Origin of the sequence: Curtobacterium sp. MCBD17_035 (assembly GCF_003234815.2) — a bacterium.
In the GTDB taxonomy this organism is placed as follows: domain Bacteria; phylum Actinomycetota; class Actinomycetes; order Actinomycetales; family Microbacteriaceae; genus Curtobacterium.
The window spans coordinates 1,250,495-1,266,038 of record NZ_CP126279.1 but is presented as its reverse complement, the minus strand read 5'-3'; the positions used below and the strand labels follow the sequence as shown (position 1 = coordinate 1,266,038).

The window sequence follows — 15,544 nt, the reverse complement described above, 5'->3', positions numbered from 1 at the left end:
GGTCCTGCTCGGTCGGCGTGGAGCAGCGTGGAACGGGCGGGCGCGGTCAGCGCCCGCGCGCGATCAGCCAGAGCAGGTACGGCGCGCCGACGATGCCCGTGACGACGCCGACGGGCACCGCCACCCCGGGGATCGCGAACTGCGCCACGAGGTCGCTCGCCTGCACGATGACGGCCCCCACCGCCGCGGCGGGAGCGAGGGCGACGCGACCACGACCGACGAGACGACGGGCGATCGGCGCGGCCATGAGCGCGACGAACGACACCGGGCCCGCAGCCGCCACCGCCGAGGCGCTCAGGCCGACCGCGGTGAGGACGAGCAGCACCTTGGCCCGGTCCGGCGGCAGCCCCAACGACGCCGCGACGTCGTCCCCGAGGGTGAGCACCCCGAGCCGCGGCGACTGGAGGAGGGCGAGGACGAACAGCACGACGAACGCCACCGCGAGCACCGCGAGCACCGTGGGGTCGACCGCGTTGAGGCTGCCCGTGAGCCACACGAGCGCGACGGCGGCGTCCTGCACGTTCCCGCGCGTGAGCATCCACCCCGTGACGCTCACGGCGATCGCCGCGACGCCGACGCCGACGAGGACGAGCCGGTTGTCCCCGATCCCGCCGCGCCAGCTCAGCGCGGCGATGACGACCGTCACGAGGACGGCACCGACGACGACGACCGAGAACAGGGTGAGCCCCGAGGCGGCGAACAGCGCGATGGCCGTGATGCCCGACGCGCTCGCTCCCGAGGTGATCCCGATGACGTCGGGGCTCGCGATCGGGTTCCGCACGACGCTCTGCACGATGCCGCCGGCGGTGCCGAGGCTCGCGCCGACGAGGACCGCCGCCAGCAGCCGGGGCCCGCGGAGCTCGGTGATGACGAAGTCCGTCACGCGGTCCGCGCGTCCCACGAGCGCGGCCAGGACCTCACCCGGGGAGATCGCGATCTCGCCGAGGCCGAGCGCGGCGACGGCGAGCACCACGACGAGCACGAGGGCCCCCGCGAGCACGAGGAGCTCGCGCCGCAGTCCGGCATCGGTGCCCCGTGGTCGCCGAGGGGTCCGGGTCGACACGCTCACAGGTCCCGCACCGCCCTGCTCCGGACGAGCGCGATGAACACGGGAGCGCCGATCACCGCCGTCACGATGCCGACCTGGACCTCGCCCGGGAAGGCGACGACACGACCGATGACGTCGGCGACGAGCAGGAGGGCCGGGGCCACGATCGCGGACAACGGCAGGGTCCACCGGTTCGCCGGACCGGTGACACGGCGGACGGCGTGCGGCACCGCGAGCCCGACGAACCCGACGGGTCCGATCGCCGCCGTCGCCGCGCCCGCGAGGAGGACCGTGGCGAGCGCGCCGAGTGCCCGCGCCACGACGACCCGCTGCCCGAGGGACGCCGCGAGCTCGTCCCCGAGGGCGAGCGTGTCGAGTGACCGGCCGAGGGTCATGGCGATGGCCAGGCCGACGACGACCGGCACGGCGACGACAGCGACGACGTGCAGGTCCCCCGTCGCCAGCGAACCCACCTGCCAGAAGCGGATGCGGTCGAGTGCCGACTGGTGCGTCAGGAGGACCGCGGTCGTGACCGACCCGAGTGCGGCGGCGACCACGGCACCCGACAGAGCGAGGCCCACCGGGGTCGGCCCGCGCCTCCCGGCCGATGCGATCCCGTACACCACGACGGCCGCGACGGCGGCGCCGACGAAGGCGAACGGCAGCGTCGCCGCCGTGCCCGCGATCCCGAACACCGTCGTCCCGACGACCACCGCGAGTGCGGCGCCGGCGTTGATGCCGAGGATGCCCGGATCCGCGAGCGGGTTGCGGGTGACGCCCTGCATCACCGCGCCCGCCACCCCGAGCGCGGCTCCGGCGACGAGTCCGAGCGCCGTCCGGGGCACCCGCTCGCCGACGACGATGAGCGTGATCTCGTCCGTCCGGCCGGGGTGCAGGAGCACCGTGACGACCGTCAGCGGATCGATCGGACGCGCGCCGACCATGACGCTGAGCACGCACGCCGCGACGAGCACCACCAGGGACACGGCGGTCGTCCCGACGAGGCGCGCTCGGCGCGGACGAGCGGTCGGGGACATCGGCGCAAGCCTAGTCCGGCTCCCCCGCGGTCGAACGGCGGGCGCGGTGGCGACGGGGACGGCGCCGCAGCCGTTCCCGAGGGAGTGCGGAGCCGCTGTCCACGCCGCTCATAGGTCACTCATCGGATCGGGTCCTGTACTGGACGCATCGACGCCCCACCGGCTGTCGGACGAGCCACCGGAGAGACCAATGACCGAGCACCCCACCACCCCCGCCGACGACGAGCGCGACGAGGACGCCCCGCGCGACACCACGCAGCCCATCGGCACGCCGGTTCCCGCAGCGGCACCGCACGTCGACCCGAGCACGCTACGGTCCGCCTACGCGTTCGACGGATCGGGCCCCTACCTCTACGCGCCGGACGGCTCCGGCCCCTACACGTACACGCACGACGGCCACGGCCCCTACCTCGTCGGGGCCACGGCGGGCGCCACCGACGCGACCGCGGGAGCGAAGCCGAAGCGCCGCCGCGTCGGCCTCATGGTCGGGGCGGGTGTCGCCACCCTCGCGATCGTCAGCGCCGCGGGCGGCACCGCCTTCGGCCTGGCCTCCCGGGACACGGGGACCACGACCTCGAGCCAGTCGAGCGGGTCCTCGAGCAACGGATCGTCGGACAGCGGCGGCATCGGTGGCGGCTGGTCCGTCCCGGGCGACGGCTCGTCGAGCGGATCGAGCGGTTCCGGGACGAGCGGGACGGGGTCGAGTGGATCCACCGACAGCGCCCGGACCGCGGCCACCGACTCGCAGAAGGCCGGGATCGTGACGATCGACACGACGCTCGACTACGACTCCTCGTCGCAGGCCGCCGGCACCGGGATGATCATCTCCTCCGACGGCGAGATCCTGACGAACAACCACGTCGTCGAGGACGCCACGAGCATCGAGGTGACCGTCGAGTCCACCGGCAAGACCTACACGGCGGACGTCGTCGGCACCGACAAGACCGACGACGTCGCCGTGCTCGAGCTGCGCGGGGCGTCGGACCTCACCACCGCGACGCTCGACGACGACGACGACCTGGCCGTCGGCGACACCGTGACCGACGTCGGGAACGCGGAGGGCCAGGGCGAACTCGTCGCCGCGACGGGCTCCGTGACCGCGCTCGACCAGGACATCACCGTGCAGAGCGAGTCCGGCACCGGCACGGAGTCGCTCACCGGTCTCATCGAGGTCGCGGCCGACGTCGTGTCCGGCGACTCGGGCGGTCCGCTGCTCGACTCCGAGGGCGAGGTGGTCGGGATGACCACCGCCGCGTCGTCGGGCACGAGCGACGTCACCGGGTACGCGATCCCGATCGCGACGGCCAAGAGCATCGCCGAACGGATCCTGTCCGGCACCGCGACCTCGACGATCGTCATCGGGACCCCGGCCTTCCTCGGCGCGGAGGTCTCGTCGACGACTCCGACCACCGGCTCGGGTGTCACGCTGCAGGGCGTCGTGTCCGGGTCCCCGGCCGAGAACGCCGGGCTCGCCGCGGGCGACACGATCACGAGCATCGACGGCACCGCCGTGACCGGTGCCGATCAGCTCACCGAGCTCATCCAGGCACACGCCGTGGGGGACTCGGTCACCGTCGGGTACACCGCCGCCGACGGCACGGCGGGAACGGTCACCGCGACGCTCGTCGCCGGTCCGGCCGCCTGACGCGGGACGTCCGGGAGGACCGGGGTCAGCCCGCCAGGACCGTGCGGACGAGCAGACGGTGGACGTTCGCGGACGCCTCGACCCGGATCGCGGTCCCCTCGGCCGTCGCCCGTCCGATGCGCGCGAAGCCGACGCCCGCGGCGTGGACCACCGTGACGGGACGCGGCCGCGTCGGCACCCGGAGGTGCGACACGGTCCACGGGGCGTCCCAGAACCGCGCGAGCACCGGATCGGCCGTGCGGACCGCCACGGGCAGGTCGGGGCGGGCCGTCGGGTCCTCGACCCGGCGGTCCAGGACCGCGGCCGGGAGCCGCGGCGTCGCGAAGGCGAAGGTCCACGACGGGGTCACCCCGACCCTCCCGGCCGCGAGCGCCAGGAGCGTGGCGTCGTCGACGCTGCCGATGCGGAAGCCGGCCTCCTCGGTCCCGTCCAGCACGGTCACGGCGGCGTCGCCACGCCACCAGCGGAGCCGGGTGGCGTGCCCGTCCTCCCGCTGCTGCTCGAGCGTGACGGGGTCGACGCCGGCTTCCCAGGGCGCGAGCACCGCGCTCGTCAGTGACGGGACGGTGCCGAAGCGGCCGACGAGCCCCTGGTCGATGAGCGCGCGACCGCCGGGCGACCGGAGGACCGCGGGGTTCCAACGGCGGCCCGCCATGCCCTGCAGCGCGGCGAGCGCCTCGGCATCCACCGGCACACCGAACGGGGCGAGCGTCGGGCGCACGGGGACCGGGACGTCCTCGAGCACGCGTGGCGGCTGGGCTGCGGCCGGCGCGGGGCCGACGACGCGGACGGACTCGAGCACGCGGGCGACGACGTCGTCGGTGGCGTCGAGGACCGCGAGCGGGCGCTCGGCGACGACGTCGATGCGGTGGCGACCGGTGGTGACGAGCAGGTGCGACACGAAGACGCCCGTGCGGTCGGGGGCGCGGTGGCCGACGGCGGGAACGGGCCGGTGCGGTTCGTGTCCGTGCTCGGTGCCGTCCGACTCGCCGACCGCGGGACGGTCCGTCGCGGCGGCGGCCTCCAGCGGCGGAGCGGGGCGGTGGTACTCGACGAGGCGGGCCGGCGCCCCGGCGCTCCCCCACGGGTCGCACCCGACGACGAGCACGCCGTCGACCGAGCCGGGCAGCCGAGCGACCAGCGCGGCGGTCTCGTCCGCGATGCCGTTGTCGCTGGGGCGGGAGCGCACGGTCACGGTGACGCCGTCACCCGTGGTCCGGAGGTCCGCGTCTGCGGCGTGCACGGTCGCCCAGGACGCGGGGCGCGCGATGCTGACGCGGGCGGTGCGGTCGGTCACGGTGTCGGCGTGCTCGCGGCGACCCGGCGTCGACCGGCCGGGCGACGGCGCCGGCACCCCGGCCGACGAGCTCACGTCCGGCGACGACGGGGCCACCGACGACGGGCCCACCGATGACGGGGCCGGTGCCGGGTTCGGTGCCTGTGGTGCGGGGACCATGCCGTTCACGGTACGGGCGTCGGGTCCCCCGCTCGACGAGGCGCGCGGGCGGCGCGCTCAGGACGCGCGTCGGCGCTCGCGGGGCGGCGGCGGAGGTGGCACCGGACGGGCGGCGACGACGGCGGCGAGGGCGATGTCGACGTCCTCGCGGCGGGTGCGCACCGTGCAGATCGTGTCGGTGCGTGCGACCAGGGTGCCGAGGGCGTCCCGCGCACCGTCGCCGTGGTGGGCGCGCACCACCAGGCGCGTGCCGATCGGGGCGGTGGCGAGGAGGGCGAGCGCCCGGCGGCGGTGGGCGTCCGCGCGGCGGACGTCGTCACGCGCAGCGGAGCCCGCGTGGTCGGCAGGGTCGGCCTGGCCGTCGGGGTCGTCGTCCACGGCACTCATGGTAGGACCGGGGCGTTCCGCATAGGCTGTCGCGCATGGACCGCGCCCGCGTCGACAGCTGGTTGTGGGCGGTGCGGCTGACGAAGACCCGCTCCGCCGCCACCGCTGCCTGCCGTGCCGGGCACGTCCGGGTGAACGGCGAGCGCGTCAAGGCAGCGCAGTCGGTCGGGATCGGCGACGAGGTGCGGTTGCGGACCAACGGGGTCGAACGGATCGTCGTCGTGCGCGGGATCGTCGTCAAGCGCGTCGGGGCACCGGTGGCCGCCACGTGTCTGGAGGACCGGACGCCCCCACCGCCGCCGCGCGAGGAGACGGCCTGGTTGCCGGTGCGGGACCGCGGAGCGGGTCGACCGACCGGGCGGGAGCGCCGCGACCTCGAGAAGCTGCGCGGGTACTGAAGCCGCGTCTCGGGTCGGCGCTCGGCGCTCGCGGTCCGACGACGAGCACGGTCAGACGAAGCGGACCGTCTCCTGGAGCCGCGCGCGGAGCTCGAACACGTCGACCGATCCCGTCTCGGCACCGGGGCCGAGCAACACGCCGGCCAGGGCGCTCCGCCGCACGACGAACGCGGTCGGTCTGCGTGCCGGCCCCACGAGCCGGACGTCGTCGTCGACCGCGGAGTCCGGGACGACCAGGAGCCGGCCCGTGAACCGGACGCGGGTCGCCTTCTGGACGGTGCGCGCAGCCCGGACGAGTTCGCGCACCGGGCGCTCCCCCGGCGCGAGGGTCGCGCCGACGACCTCGCCGTGCTCGATGCGGACGGGAGCACCCCAGTCGATGGACTCGAGCGCCCAGAGTCCGCTCGTCGTGAGGACGACGTGGTCCAGCTTGCCCTCGGGCCCGGCGTCGAGGTCGTGCCACACGGTCACACCGATCCCGAGGTCGGCGACGATCGCCGCGGTCGCCTCCTCGGCGAGCGCCTCGGCCAGGAGACGGCGGATGTGGCGCGGGGCGGAGCGGACGAGTGCCGGGTCGTACGGGTCCTCGATCGGGTCGCCGAGGCCGACCCACTCGCGCTCGGCGGCGAGGAAGACCTCGCGCGACAGTCCGCCGGGGTGCCCGAAGGACCGGGCACGTGGGCGGGAGTCGCGGCGCGCGGCGGGCGGCGCGTAGGCGTCACGGCCCGAGGCCGGACGCCCCGTGGGGTCGCCGGCGGGTCCGTGCGCGGCGACCGCCGAACGGGAGGCTCCGGCGTCGTACGCCCGGCGCGCCTCGGGGGTGCCGACGCGTTCCCACGCCTCTTGCAACAGGCGGAACGAGCGCGCGTCCCCACCGAGGTCCGGATGGGTCTCGCGGGCAGCCCGGCGGTAGGCGCGCCGGAGGGTGTCGTCGTCGGCGGAGGCGGGGACGCCGAGCACCTCGTACGGGGTGGCGTCGGCAGGGCTGTCGCTCATGGCGGTGGAACACTACCGGCTCGCCGCGCGGAGGACGCCCCGTGTTCGCCGTGGGCTCGCCGTGCTCCCGCTGGGCGCGGGCTGCGTGCCGGTGCGGTGCCGCCCGCGTGGAGCCCTGCTCAGGCCACGGCGGCCCGGATGGCGTCGGCGTGGTGCTCGATGTAGGCGACGTCGGCGCGGTAGAGCTCGGCGTGGCCCGCCGCCAGGTCCCGGGCGAACTTCGGGTCCCCGGCGGCGGCCTCGGACTCGATGGTCGTCACGAGGGCGACGAGGCCCGCGACCACGGCCTCGACGAGCCCGGCTCGGCTGGGCGCGTCGAGGTCGTAGGCGCGGCAGAACTCGGCCGCACGGGCGAGCTGGTCGTCGAGACGCGTCACCGGGGTGTCCCCGGTCGTCAGCGGCGCGAACCGGTAGACCGCCGACGCGACGTCCCACACCCGCGGCCCGGGGTGGGCCGTGTCGAAGTCGATGATCCCGACCGCGGCCCGGCCGTCGAACACGCAGTTGTACGGGGCGAAGTCGCCGTGGCAGATCGTCTCGACAGGAGCGCGGTCGGCTTGGGACCACACGTCGTCCGCCGCCACCGCGTAGGTGGCAGCGGCGTCGTGGTAGTTGCGCAGCAGCCGGGCCGCGGTGACGAGCGCGGCCTCGGACGCGACGTCGTCGGTCCAGGGGTACTCACCCGCGAGACCGGGGATGAACGACACGGTCTCGAGCACCTCACCGAGCGCGATCGGCTCCGGCGCCTCCACGAACCCGCGCTCGTGGAGGTGTGCGAGCAGCCGGTGGACGGTCGGTGTCCAGGGCCCAGCGGGGCGGTGGACACGGTCCTCGGCTCGCGTGATCCTCTCCATGGCGGTCCCTCCAGTCGGACGTCGCCGTCGACGCCGTCCCGTCAATCTACGCGGTGGGACCTCGGGAGTCCGGGCCGGAAACGCGATGTTCACATGCTCCTCGGACAAGCTGCACGGACACTTGCATGCAAGACGTACGATCGACACATGTCGTCCGCGGAGCGCGCCTACGAGCACACGAAGCACCAGATCATCCGCGGTGAACTCCCTGGCGGTACCCTCCTCAGCGAGGGGGTCGTCTGCCAGGAGCTCGGCATCAGCCGGACCCCGGTGCACGAGGCGTTCCTCCGGCTCGCCGCGGAGCAACTGCTCACGCTCGAGTCCCGGAAGGGCGCCGTCGTCCGCCGCATGTCCCCGAGCGAGTCCGCCGACGTCCTCGAGATGCGGGAAGCGGTCGAGGCGTCCGCGGCGACCCGAGCACTCCGCGGTGGCCCGCGTCCGGACCTCGTGCCCGTGCTCGACGACCTCCTGCGCGACCAGGCCGACGCGATCGCGGAACACGACGTGGACCGGTTCGTCGACGCCGACGACGCGTTCCACACCGCGGTCGTCGCGGCCGCGGAGAACCCCGTCGCGGTGCACTTCACCCGCCTCCTCCACGACCGCCAGCAACGCCTCCGGCACCAGCTCATCCGGGTCCGTCCCGAACAGCTCCACCCGGCGCTCGACCAGCACCGCGCACTGGCCCGGGCCGTCGCCGCCGGCGACGCCGCCCGCTACGCCGAGGTGCTCCGCGACCACGTCGCCGGGCACCGGGGCGCGCTGTGAGCGTGGACACGTCGACGGGAGCGGTCCCGTTGCAGCGGACCGGGCCTCCCGGCCGGCCCGGTGTGACGAGCCGGCGGGCAGCACGGGTGCGGCCGTGGCTCGCGGTGTGGGGCGCCGTCTTCGTCTGCTCGTGGGGCGGCAACCAGTTCAGCCCGCTGCTGCTCATGTACCAGGAGCGTGCGCACTACTCGACGCTCCTCGTCAACGCGTTCCTCGGCGTGTACGTCCTCGGTCTCGCACCGGCACTGCTCGTCGCCGGGTCGCTCTCCGACCGGCACGGACGCCGCCCCCTCATGCTCGTCGGGGTCACGGCGGCGCTCGTCGGCAGCGGCCTCCTGGCCCTCGGTCCGTTCGGCGCGGGGTACCTCGCGGCCGGGCGACTCTGCTCCGGGATCACCGTGGGCATCGCCATGGCCGTCGGGAACAGCTGGGTGAAGGAACTGTCCCAGGGCCGGTACGACCCGGTGGCCGACGCCGGATCGGGCGCACGACGGGCATCGCTCGCGTTCACCCTCGGATCCGGCAGCGGCGCACTCGTCGCCGGCTGCATGGCCCAGTGGGGCCCGGTCCCCGAGGTGCTGCCGTTCCTCGTGCACATCGCCGTCGCGGTCCCGTTCCTCGTCGTCGTGCTGCGCGCACCCGAGACCCACACGTCCGGCGGCGTCACCGGGCCCTGGTGGCGGCAGCTCCGCGTGCCGTCGGCCGGACACCGGCGCTTCGTCCGCGTGGTCATGGTGTCGGCCCCGCTCGTGTTCGCGTCCGCCGCGATCGCGTACGGCTACCTGCCCACCCAGTTGCACGACGCGACCGGACGCTGGGGGCTCGTCTTCGCGACCGCCGCGACGGTCGTCGCGCTCGGGGTGTCGAGTGCGGTCCAACCGATCGCCGGACGGGTGCACTCCGTGTCGAGCGCGCGCGGGCTCGTCGTCGCCGTGCTCGTGATGACCGTCGGCATCGCGGTCGTCGCGCTCGCGATCGCGGCCGATTCGGTCTGGATCGGGCTCGTGGCGAACGCGGTCGTCGGTGCCGGCATGGGCATCGCCCTGGTGTCGAGCCTGCTCGAGGTGCAGCGGATCGCGTCGAGTCGGGACCTCGCAGGCCTCACCGGCGTGTTCTACGCGGTCGCGTACGCGGGGTTCCTCGCCCCGGCCGTGATCGCCGCGGTGGCCGCCGTCGCGCCCGTGACGGCGATCCTGCTCGTGGTCGTCGGCCTCGGTCTCGTGGCGTGGGTGCTCGTGGGCGTCTCGTCGCGCCGCCACCTGCCCGCCGCGGCCGCGGGCGTCGGACCAGACGACCCCACGGCGCACCTGGGTTAGGGTCGCGGGCGTGACCACGATCCTCCTGACCGGGTTCGAGCCGTTCGCGGACGCGCCCCGCAACCCGTCCTGGGACGCCGTCGAGCGCGTCGCCGCGACCTGGACGGGTCCGGAACGCGTCGAGGCCGCCCTGCTGCCCGTCGCGTTCGGACGCTCGGTCGACGCGCTCCGTGACGTCGTCGAGCGGGTGACGCCGGACGTCGTGGTCGCGGTCGGGCTCGCCGAGGGGCGCACCGCGATCACGCCCGAGCGGGTCGCCGTCAACCTCGACGACGCCCGGATCCCGGACGCCGACGGCGCGCAGCCCGTGGACGTGCCCGTCCTGCCGGGAGGCCCGGCCGCGTACTTCACGACGCTCCCGGTCAAGCGCATGGTCGCCGCCGCACGCGCGGCGGGCGCACCGGCCGCGCTGTCCGCCACGGCCGGCGCGTACGTGTGCAACCACGTGTTCTACGCGCTGCAGGCGCTGGCCGGGGCCGGGGTGCGCTCCGGGTTCGTCCACGTCCCCGCGACACCCGAGACCCTGCGCGAGGCGGACGACGCCGTCCCGACGGTGTCGCTCGACGTGCTCGTCACCGGACTCGCCGCAGCGGTCCGCGCCGCGGTGGACCCGGCACCCGACCTGGCCGTCGCGGGCGGTGCGATCAGCTAGCGGTCAGCGCTCGGAGCCAGGACGGCCCCGTCACCGACGCTCCGAGGGCCTCGACGCGCGCTCGCAGCCCGCGGTCGGCCGTCACGACGACGACCGGACCGGCCGCTCTTGCGATCGCCCGGTGCACGGACTCGACGATCGCGTCGTCACCCGCGCCGGTCGCGCGGACGACCTCGACCTCGGGGCCGTCGGTCCGGGCGGCTCGCGCATCTCCCTTGAGGACGACCGACCACCGCGGCCACCACCGACCAGCACCCAGTCCGAGTTCCGCAGCGGCCAGTCCCGACGCGGCGAGCGCGCCGATCGCGTCCACGAGTCGCTCGGCGGCGCCGGCGCGGTCCCGCCACCAGCCGTCCGGCACGCTGCCGACGACGTTCGCGGCGTCGACGACGACCACGGGCTCGGTCACGAGCACACCGCGGAGGGCCGGCCAGCTCGCGCCGAACCCCGGGTGCAGGGGCAGCCCCTCGACGTCGTCGACCGGCACCCAGTCGAGGGCGAGGCTCTCGCGGTCGCCGACCTCGGCCCGGAACGGGTGGACGGCGCGTGCGACCACCGTCGTGTACGTCCAGAACCCGAGGTCGAGCACGGAGGTGTGGCGGATCCGGAGCGCGGCGGCGGGGACACCGGCTTCTTCCGCGGACTCGCGGAGCGCTCCGGTGACCGCGTCCTCACCCTGGTGTCGCGCACCACCCGGGATGCCCCAGGTCCCGCCGTGGTGGCTCCACTCGACACGGTGCTGCAGCAGGACGCGGCCCGCACCGTCGTCGACGAGCAGCCCCGCGGCGCCGAACAGGCCCCACGCCTTCTGACCGTCCGGCCCGTACGCCCACGCGTCGCCCGGGTCCCGGGGGCCGGGCGGCGGACCCGGCGGGAGGGACGGCGCGGCCTCCGCGGGCACCGCGCGCTCGTCGTGCCGGTCGTCCGTCATCGCCCCAGCGTCCCACGTCGGCACACCGCACGGCCAGTCGGGTCGCGCCGCGGCCTCAGCGCTCCCGCGGGACCGGTGGGAGGCGCACGAGTTCGACCGCGAGGTCGCGACCGTCGACCACCGCGGTCATCCACGTGTGGTCGGGCTGTCGTCGCCGGTCCGTCGGCGATCCGGGGTTGAGCAGTCGGAGCCCGCTCGACGCGGTGGAGTCCCAGGGGATGTGCGAGTGCCCGAACACGAGGACGTCGACGTCGGGGAACCGCTGCGCCATCCGGGCGTCGCGTCCCGCCGCGGCCCCGGTCTCGTGCACGACCGCGAACCGCAGGCCCTCGACCTGCTCGTGCGCGACGAGCGGCAGCCGGTCCGCGAACCCCGGTTCGACGTCGTTGTTGCCGCGCACCGCGACGAGCCGTCGAGCCCGGGCTGCGATCCGGTCGACGGTCGCCAGGTCCACCCAGTCCCCCGCGTGCACCACGAGGTCGGCGTCCTCGATCGCCGCCCAGAGCGCCGGCGGGAGGTCCTTCGCGCGCCGGGGCAGGTGGGTGTCGGACAGGAACACGAGGCGGGTGGGCACGGTCAGGCCTCCATCGGGGCCGCGGCGCCCGGCAGGTCGTCGTCGTCGATGTCGGGAACCGGCACGGGATCCTCGGTCTCCGCGTCGTTGAGGCGCTCGAGCAGACCGGCGAGGAGCGCGACGTCGTCGTCGGACCACGACGCCAGCCGTTCCTCCAGGCTCTCGCGGTGCACGCGGACGGAGCGTTCCAGCGCCGCCTCGCCGGCCGCCGTCACCGCGAGCGGCTTCGCGTTCCCGGTGCCCCCGTCGACCTGCTCGATCAGGCCGGCGGCCAGGAGGCCCGACAACTGGCGTGAGATCGTCGACCGGTTGAGCCGCAGGTACCGGGCGATGTCGATCGCCATGCACCCGTAGTGCTGGGCGACGAAGTCGACCAGCGAGTGGTCGACGATGCTGAGCGCGGCTTCGGGACCTCGTGCGCGGACCGCGGCGCGCCGGGTGATCCGCGCGAGTTCCCGGTAGGCCCGGGTGATCTCGGCGGCACGAAGCCGATCGGTTCCCTGCTCCATCGACGAGTCCCTCCCTGTCGTCGCGTCCGCCGCGACCCGCTCCGCGAACGTGCCAGCGTGCGCGGTGCACCGCGTCGTGTACGCGACACGCTAGCGGACCGGGAATCGAAGTTGTACAGTGCAACACGTGTCCGATGTTGCAAAGAACAACTTGCTACCCGTCCGTCGCCTGACCGAGCGGCCGACGCCCGGTCACGCCGCCGACCGCCACGCCGGCAGCGCGCCCGCGCACGAGCCGTCCATGCTCCGTCCCGCCGGGCTCGGTCGGCTCCTGCTGTCGTTCGCCTCCCACATCCTCGTCCCACTGTTCCTCGCCGCGGGGATGGGCCTGGCCTACCTCGGCGCATTCCACGCCCCGGCCCCGAAGGACCTGCCCGTCGGGGTCGTCGGCACGGGAGCCGCGACCCAGGTGTTCGCACAGACCGTCACCGACCGGTCCGACGGCGCGCTCGTCGCCCACGTGGTGGAGGACCCCGCCCATGCGCGTGCGGCGATCCGCGACCGTGATCTGGCGGCCGTGTACGCGCCGGGGTCGACGAGCGCCACCCTCTACGTGTCCACCGCCGCGTCGGACACCACCGCGACCGCTGCCGAGCGGATCTTCGTGCCCATCGCCTACCAGCAGCACCTGCCGTTCCACGTGGTCGACGTCGTCGCCGTGCACGACGAGGACGCGACGGGCCAGGGACTCTTCTTCCTGCTGGTCGCACTCAGCGTCGGCGGGTACTCGAGCGCGATCGCGGTCGCCGCGTTCTCCGGGCGGCTCCGCCTGCTCTGGACGGCGGTCATCGGCGTCGCGACCGCCGGGGTCGTCGCGGGGATCGGCGTCGTCATCGCCGGTCCCGTCTACGGCGTGATCACGCACCATGCGTGGCCGATCTTCCTGTTCGCCTGGATGTACGACCTGGTCATCATCGCGCTCGGTGTCGGACTCCACCCGATGCTCGGCCGGTGGACCACGCCGATCCTCACGATGCTGTTCGTGATGCTCAACTTCACGTCGTCGGGCGGGATCTTCCAGCCGGCGTTCCAGCCCGGGCTGTTCGCGGGACTCCACACCTTCTGGAGCGGCGCGGCCTGGCTGCAAGCGGCGCAGGACCTGCAGTACTTCCCCGCGGCGTCCCTCGGCCGCAGCGCTCTCGTGTTGGCGCTCTGGCTGGCCACCGCCGTGCTCCTGGTGCTCGTCGTGCACGGACTCGTCGCCCGACGGACCCGGATCGCCCGCGAACGCGAGGTCTCCCGACTGGAGGAGGAGCAGGTCGTCGCTGCCTGAGCACCCCCGGTTCGGAGCGAGGTTCAGCCCGCGGTCCCCGCGCCTCCGCGTCCGTCGGCGGCTGCTTCGAGCGCGGCGATGTCGAGCTTCACCATGTCCTGCATGGCGAGCATGGCGCGGGTCCGCCGTTCGGGAACGGGGTCCGCGAGGAGCTCGGCGAGTCGGACGGGCGTGACCTGCCACGCGACGCCCCACCGGTCCGTGCACCACCCGCACGCCACCTCGTGGCCGCCGTCGCTCGTGAAAGCGTCCCAGAGCCGGTCGACCTCGTCCTGCGTGTCGCAGTCGACCTGGAACGAGATCGCATCGGAGTGCGGGTGCCCCGGTCCGCCGTTCATCGCTCGCCATCGCTGCCCGAAGAGCGTGAACTCGACCACGAGCGCCTTGCCCGCGTCGGGCGTGCCGTCCGGCCATCGGCCGATGGAGTCGATGCGGGCGTCGGGGAACAGGCCCGTGTAGAAGGTGACGGCCTCCTCGGCCTGGTCGTCGAACCAGAGGAACGGGACGATTCGCTGCACGGGAGTGTCCTCTCCGGCGGTCACGACGTCGGACGACCGCCTCGGCGGGACACTACTGCCGAGGCGCCGGGATCACCAGGCGGTCCGCATCGTGGGGTCATCGGGAGAGCAGGTCGGCCTTGTCCGGGTGGTCCTCGAACCACTGACCGACGAACCAGCACATCGGGACGATCCGGCGGGTACTCGTGGCCTCGACGTCGGCGACGGCCTGCTCGACGAGCTCACCCGCGTAGCCGTGACCCCGATGCGCGGGCACCGTGTACGTGTGCGGGAACGCGATCGAGTCGCCGTTCATCCGGTAGTCGAGCACGCTGACCAGGGTCCCGTCCACGTAGAGCGCGTAGCGGTCGCGGTCGGTCTCGTTGCGGAACTCGTGCGCCATCGTGCCATCCTGCCCGCCACCCCCGCGCGCTGCCCGGACGTGCGCTGACCATCGCGCGTCCGACCGGAGCACACTCGATCCATGACCACCATCGGATTCATCGGATCAGGGAACATCGGTTCGCAGCTCGCCCGGCTCGCCGTGCAGAACGGCTACGACGTCGTGATGAGCAACTCGCGCGGCCCCGAGACCCTGTCGGACCTCGTCGACGAACTCGGACCGCACGCGACCGCCGGGACCCCGGAGGACGCAGCGACCAAGGGCGACGTCGTCGTCGTGACCACGCCGCTCGCCGCGATCGAGACCATCCCCGTCGAGCCCCTCGTCGGCAAGGTCGTGATCGACACGAACAACTACTACCCGCAGCGTGACGGGCAGATCGCGGCCCTCGACGAGGAGACGACCACGGTGTCGGAACTGCTCCAGGACCACCTGCCGCAGTCGCACGTCGTCAAGGCCTTCAACCACATCGCCGCGGCCGACCTGACCACCGCGGGGACCCCGCGCGGTACCGAGGGGCGCCGTGCCCTCGTCGTGGCCGGTGACGACGACGAGGCGAAGCAGGCCGTGGGCGACCTGATCGACGAGTTCGGGTTCGACGCCGTGGACATCGGACGTCTGAGCGAGGGCTGGCGCATCCAGCGCGACACCCCCGGGTACGTCAAGCCGTACGCCGCGATCGACCTCGAGCTGGCGGTCGCGGACGCGAAGCGTTACCGCGACATGTGAGTCCGGGCCGGCGGCCGCGGCCGCTGGCGGTCGCGGCCGCCACCCCCGGCACACCCGCCGAGATCGCAGAA

Annotated in this window: 18 protein-coding genes; 7 read left to right on the top strand and 11 right to left on the bottom strand. The window is 74.3% G+C overall.

Annotated elements, in window-relative coordinates; genetic code table 11:
• Nucleotides 1-46: 46 nt before the first annotated feature.
• Together DEI93_RS06060 and DEI93_RS06055 are read right to left on the bottom strand one after the other, a co-directional pair.
• Nucleotides 47-1,069 carry a FecCD family ABC transporter permease gene (locus DEI93_RS06060; RefSeq protein ID WP_258372193.1) on the bottom strand — a complete coding sequence of 341 codons (1,023 nt, stop codon included), beginning with the start codon at nt 1,067-1,069 and terminating at the stop codon, nt 47-49.
• Nucleotides 1,066-2,085, bottom strand: a complete 1,020-nt coding sequence (locus DEI93_RS06055) for a FecCD family ABC transporter permease (RefSeq protein ID WP_111008614.1) — start codon at nt 2,083-2,085, stop codon at nt 1,066-1,068. The genes DEI93_RS06060 and DEI93_RS06055 overlap by 4 nt, the downstream gene beginning before the upstream one ends.
• A 190-nt stretch (nt 2,086-2,275) precedes the next feature.
• Here DEI93_RS06055 and DEI93_RS06050 point away from each other — a divergent pair, with 190 nt between their 5' ends.
• Complete coding sequence (locus tag DEI93_RS06050) at nt 2,276-3,730, top strand: S1C family serine protease (protein WP_258372194.1); 1,455 nt, start codon at nt 2,276-2,278, stop codon at nt 3,728-3,730.
• A gap of 25 nt (nt 3,731-3,755) precedes the next feature.
• Here the strand turns inward: DEI93_RS06050 and DEI93_RS06045 are convergent, their stop codons facing one another.
• Together DEI93_RS06045 and DEI93_RS06040 are read right to left on the bottom strand one after the other, a co-directional pair.
• Nucleotides 3,756-5,186 carry a hypothetical protein gene (locus DEI93_RS06045; RefSeq protein ID WP_146244364.1) on the bottom strand — a complete coding sequence of 477 codons (1,431 nt, stop codon included), beginning with the start codon at nt 5,184-5,186 and terminating at the stop codon, nt 3,756-3,758.
• Nucleotides 5,187-5,243: 57 nt separating this feature from the next.
• Nucleotides 5,244-5,564: a hypothetical protein gene (locus tag DEI93_RS06040; RefSeq protein WP_258370079.1), complete on the bottom strand. Its 321-nt coding sequence runs from the start codon at nt 5,562-5,564 to the stop codon at nt 5,244-5,246.
• 44 nt (nt 5,565-5,608) lie between these two features.
• Here DEI93_RS06040 and DEI93_RS06035 point away from each other — a divergent pair, with 44 nt between their 5' ends.
• Nucleotides 5,609-5,971 carry an RNA-binding S4 domain-containing protein gene (locus tag DEI93_RS06035; protein ID WP_111008612.1) on the top strand — a complete coding sequence of 121 codons (363 nt, stop codon included), beginning with the start codon at nt 5,609-5,611 and terminating at the stop codon, nt 5,969-5,971.
• Nucleotides 5,972-6,022: 51 nt separating this feature from the next.
• Here DEI93_RS06035 and DEI93_RS06030 read toward each other — a convergent pair whose 3' ends face one another.
• Complete coding sequence (locus DEI93_RS06030; protein WP_111119411.1) at nt 6,023-6,967, bottom strand: J domain-containing protein; 945 nt, start codon at nt 6,965-6,967, stop codon at nt 6,023-6,025.
• A gap of 119 nt (nt 6,968-7,086) precedes the next feature.
• Nucleotides 7,087-7,821 carry a phosphotransferase gene (locus DEI93_RS06025; RefSeq protein WP_111119412.1) on the bottom strand — a complete coding sequence of 245 codons (735 nt, stop codon included), beginning with the start codon at nt 7,819-7,821 and terminating at the stop codon, nt 7,087-7,089.
• A gap of 147 nt (nt 7,822-7,968) precedes the next feature.
• Here DEI93_RS06025 and DEI93_RS06020 point away from each other — a divergent pair, with 147 nt between their 5' ends.
• The 3 genes from DEI93_RS06020 to pcp are packed head-to-tail and all read left to right on the top strand — an operon-like array spanning nt 7,969 to nt 10,557.
• Entirely contained in the window at nt 7,969-8,589 is a 621-nt protein-coding gene (locus tag DEI93_RS06020; RefSeq protein ID WP_181436000.1) for a GntR family transcriptional regulator, read from the top strand.
• A gap of 2 nt (nt 8,590-8,591) precedes the next feature.
• Nucleotides 8,592-9,905 (top strand): MFS transporter, encoded by a 1,314-nt coding sequence (locus DEI93_RS06015; protein ID WP_220037857.1) that lies wholly within the window; start codon nt 8,592-8,594, stop codon nt 9,903-9,905.
• Between the two features lie 10 nt (nt 9,906-9,915).
• Nucleotides 9,916-10,557, top strand: a complete 642-nt coding sequence (gene pcp / locus DEI93_RS06010; RefSeq protein ID WP_111119415.1) for a pyroglutamyl-peptidase I — start codon at nt 9,916-9,918, stop codon at nt 10,555-10,557.
• On the opposite strand, the gene DEI93_RS06005 is transcribed toward pcp, so the two are convergent.
• From DEI93_RS06005 to DEI93_RS05995, 3 genes are read right to left on the bottom strand one after another with little or no spacing between them, the layout of a single operon-like run.
• Entirely contained in the window at nt 10,550-11,488 is a 939-nt protein-coding gene (locus DEI93_RS06005; RefSeq protein WP_111119416.1) for an NUDIX hydrolase, read from the bottom strand. The genes pcp and DEI93_RS06005 overlap by 8 nt on opposite strands.
• A gap of 55 nt (nt 11,489-11,543) precedes the next feature.
• Nucleotides 11,544-12,062, bottom strand: coding sequence for a metallophosphoesterase family protein (locus tag DEI93_RS06000; protein WP_111026136.1), 519 nt, complete (start codon nt 12,060-12,062; stop codon nt 11,544-11,546).
• Nucleotides 12,063-12,064: 2 nt separating this feature from the next.
• Entirely contained in the window at nt 12,065-12,571 is a 507-nt protein-coding gene (locus DEI93_RS05995; protein WP_111119417.1) for a MarR family winged helix-turn-helix transcriptional regulator, read from the bottom strand.
• Between the two features lie 127 nt (nt 12,572-12,698).
• On the opposite strand from DEI93_RS05995, the gene DEI93_RS05990 reads away from it, so the two are divergent.
• Nucleotides 12,699-13,844 carry an ABC-2 transporter permease gene (locus DEI93_RS05990; RefSeq protein ID WP_146244365.1) on the top strand — a complete coding sequence of 382 codons (1,146 nt, stop codon included), beginning with the start codon at nt 12,699-12,701 and terminating at the stop codon, nt 13,842-13,844.
• 23 nt (nt 13,845-13,867) lie between these two features.
• On the opposite strand, the gene DEI93_RS05985 is transcribed toward DEI93_RS05990, so the two are convergent.
• Both DEI93_RS05985 and DEI93_RS05980 read right to left on the bottom strand, forming a co-directional pair.
• Nucleotides 13,868-14,362, bottom strand: a complete 495-nt coding sequence (locus tag DEI93_RS05985) for a VOC family protein (RefSeq protein ID WP_111008602.1) — start codon at nt 14,360-14,362, stop codon at nt 13,868-13,870.
• A gap of 97 nt (nt 14,363-14,459) precedes the next feature.
• Nucleotides 14,460-14,744 carry a GNAT family N-acetyltransferase gene (locus tag DEI93_RS05980; protein ID WP_111119419.1) on the bottom strand — a complete coding sequence of 95 codons (285 nt, stop codon included), beginning with the start codon at nt 14,742-14,744 and terminating at the stop codon, nt 14,460-14,462.
• A gap of 81 nt (nt 14,745-14,825) precedes the next feature.
• Between DEI93_RS05980 and DEI93_RS05975 the strand changes: the two genes are divergently transcribed.
• The gene (locus tag DEI93_RS05975) at nt 14,826-15,473 is read left to right on the top strand and encodes an NADPH-dependent F420 reductase (RefSeq protein ID WP_111008600.1); all 648 of its coding nucleotides are present in this window, start codon (nt 14,826-14,828) and stop codon (nt 15,471-15,473) included.
• Nucleotides 15,474-15,544: the final 71 nt, after the last annotated feature.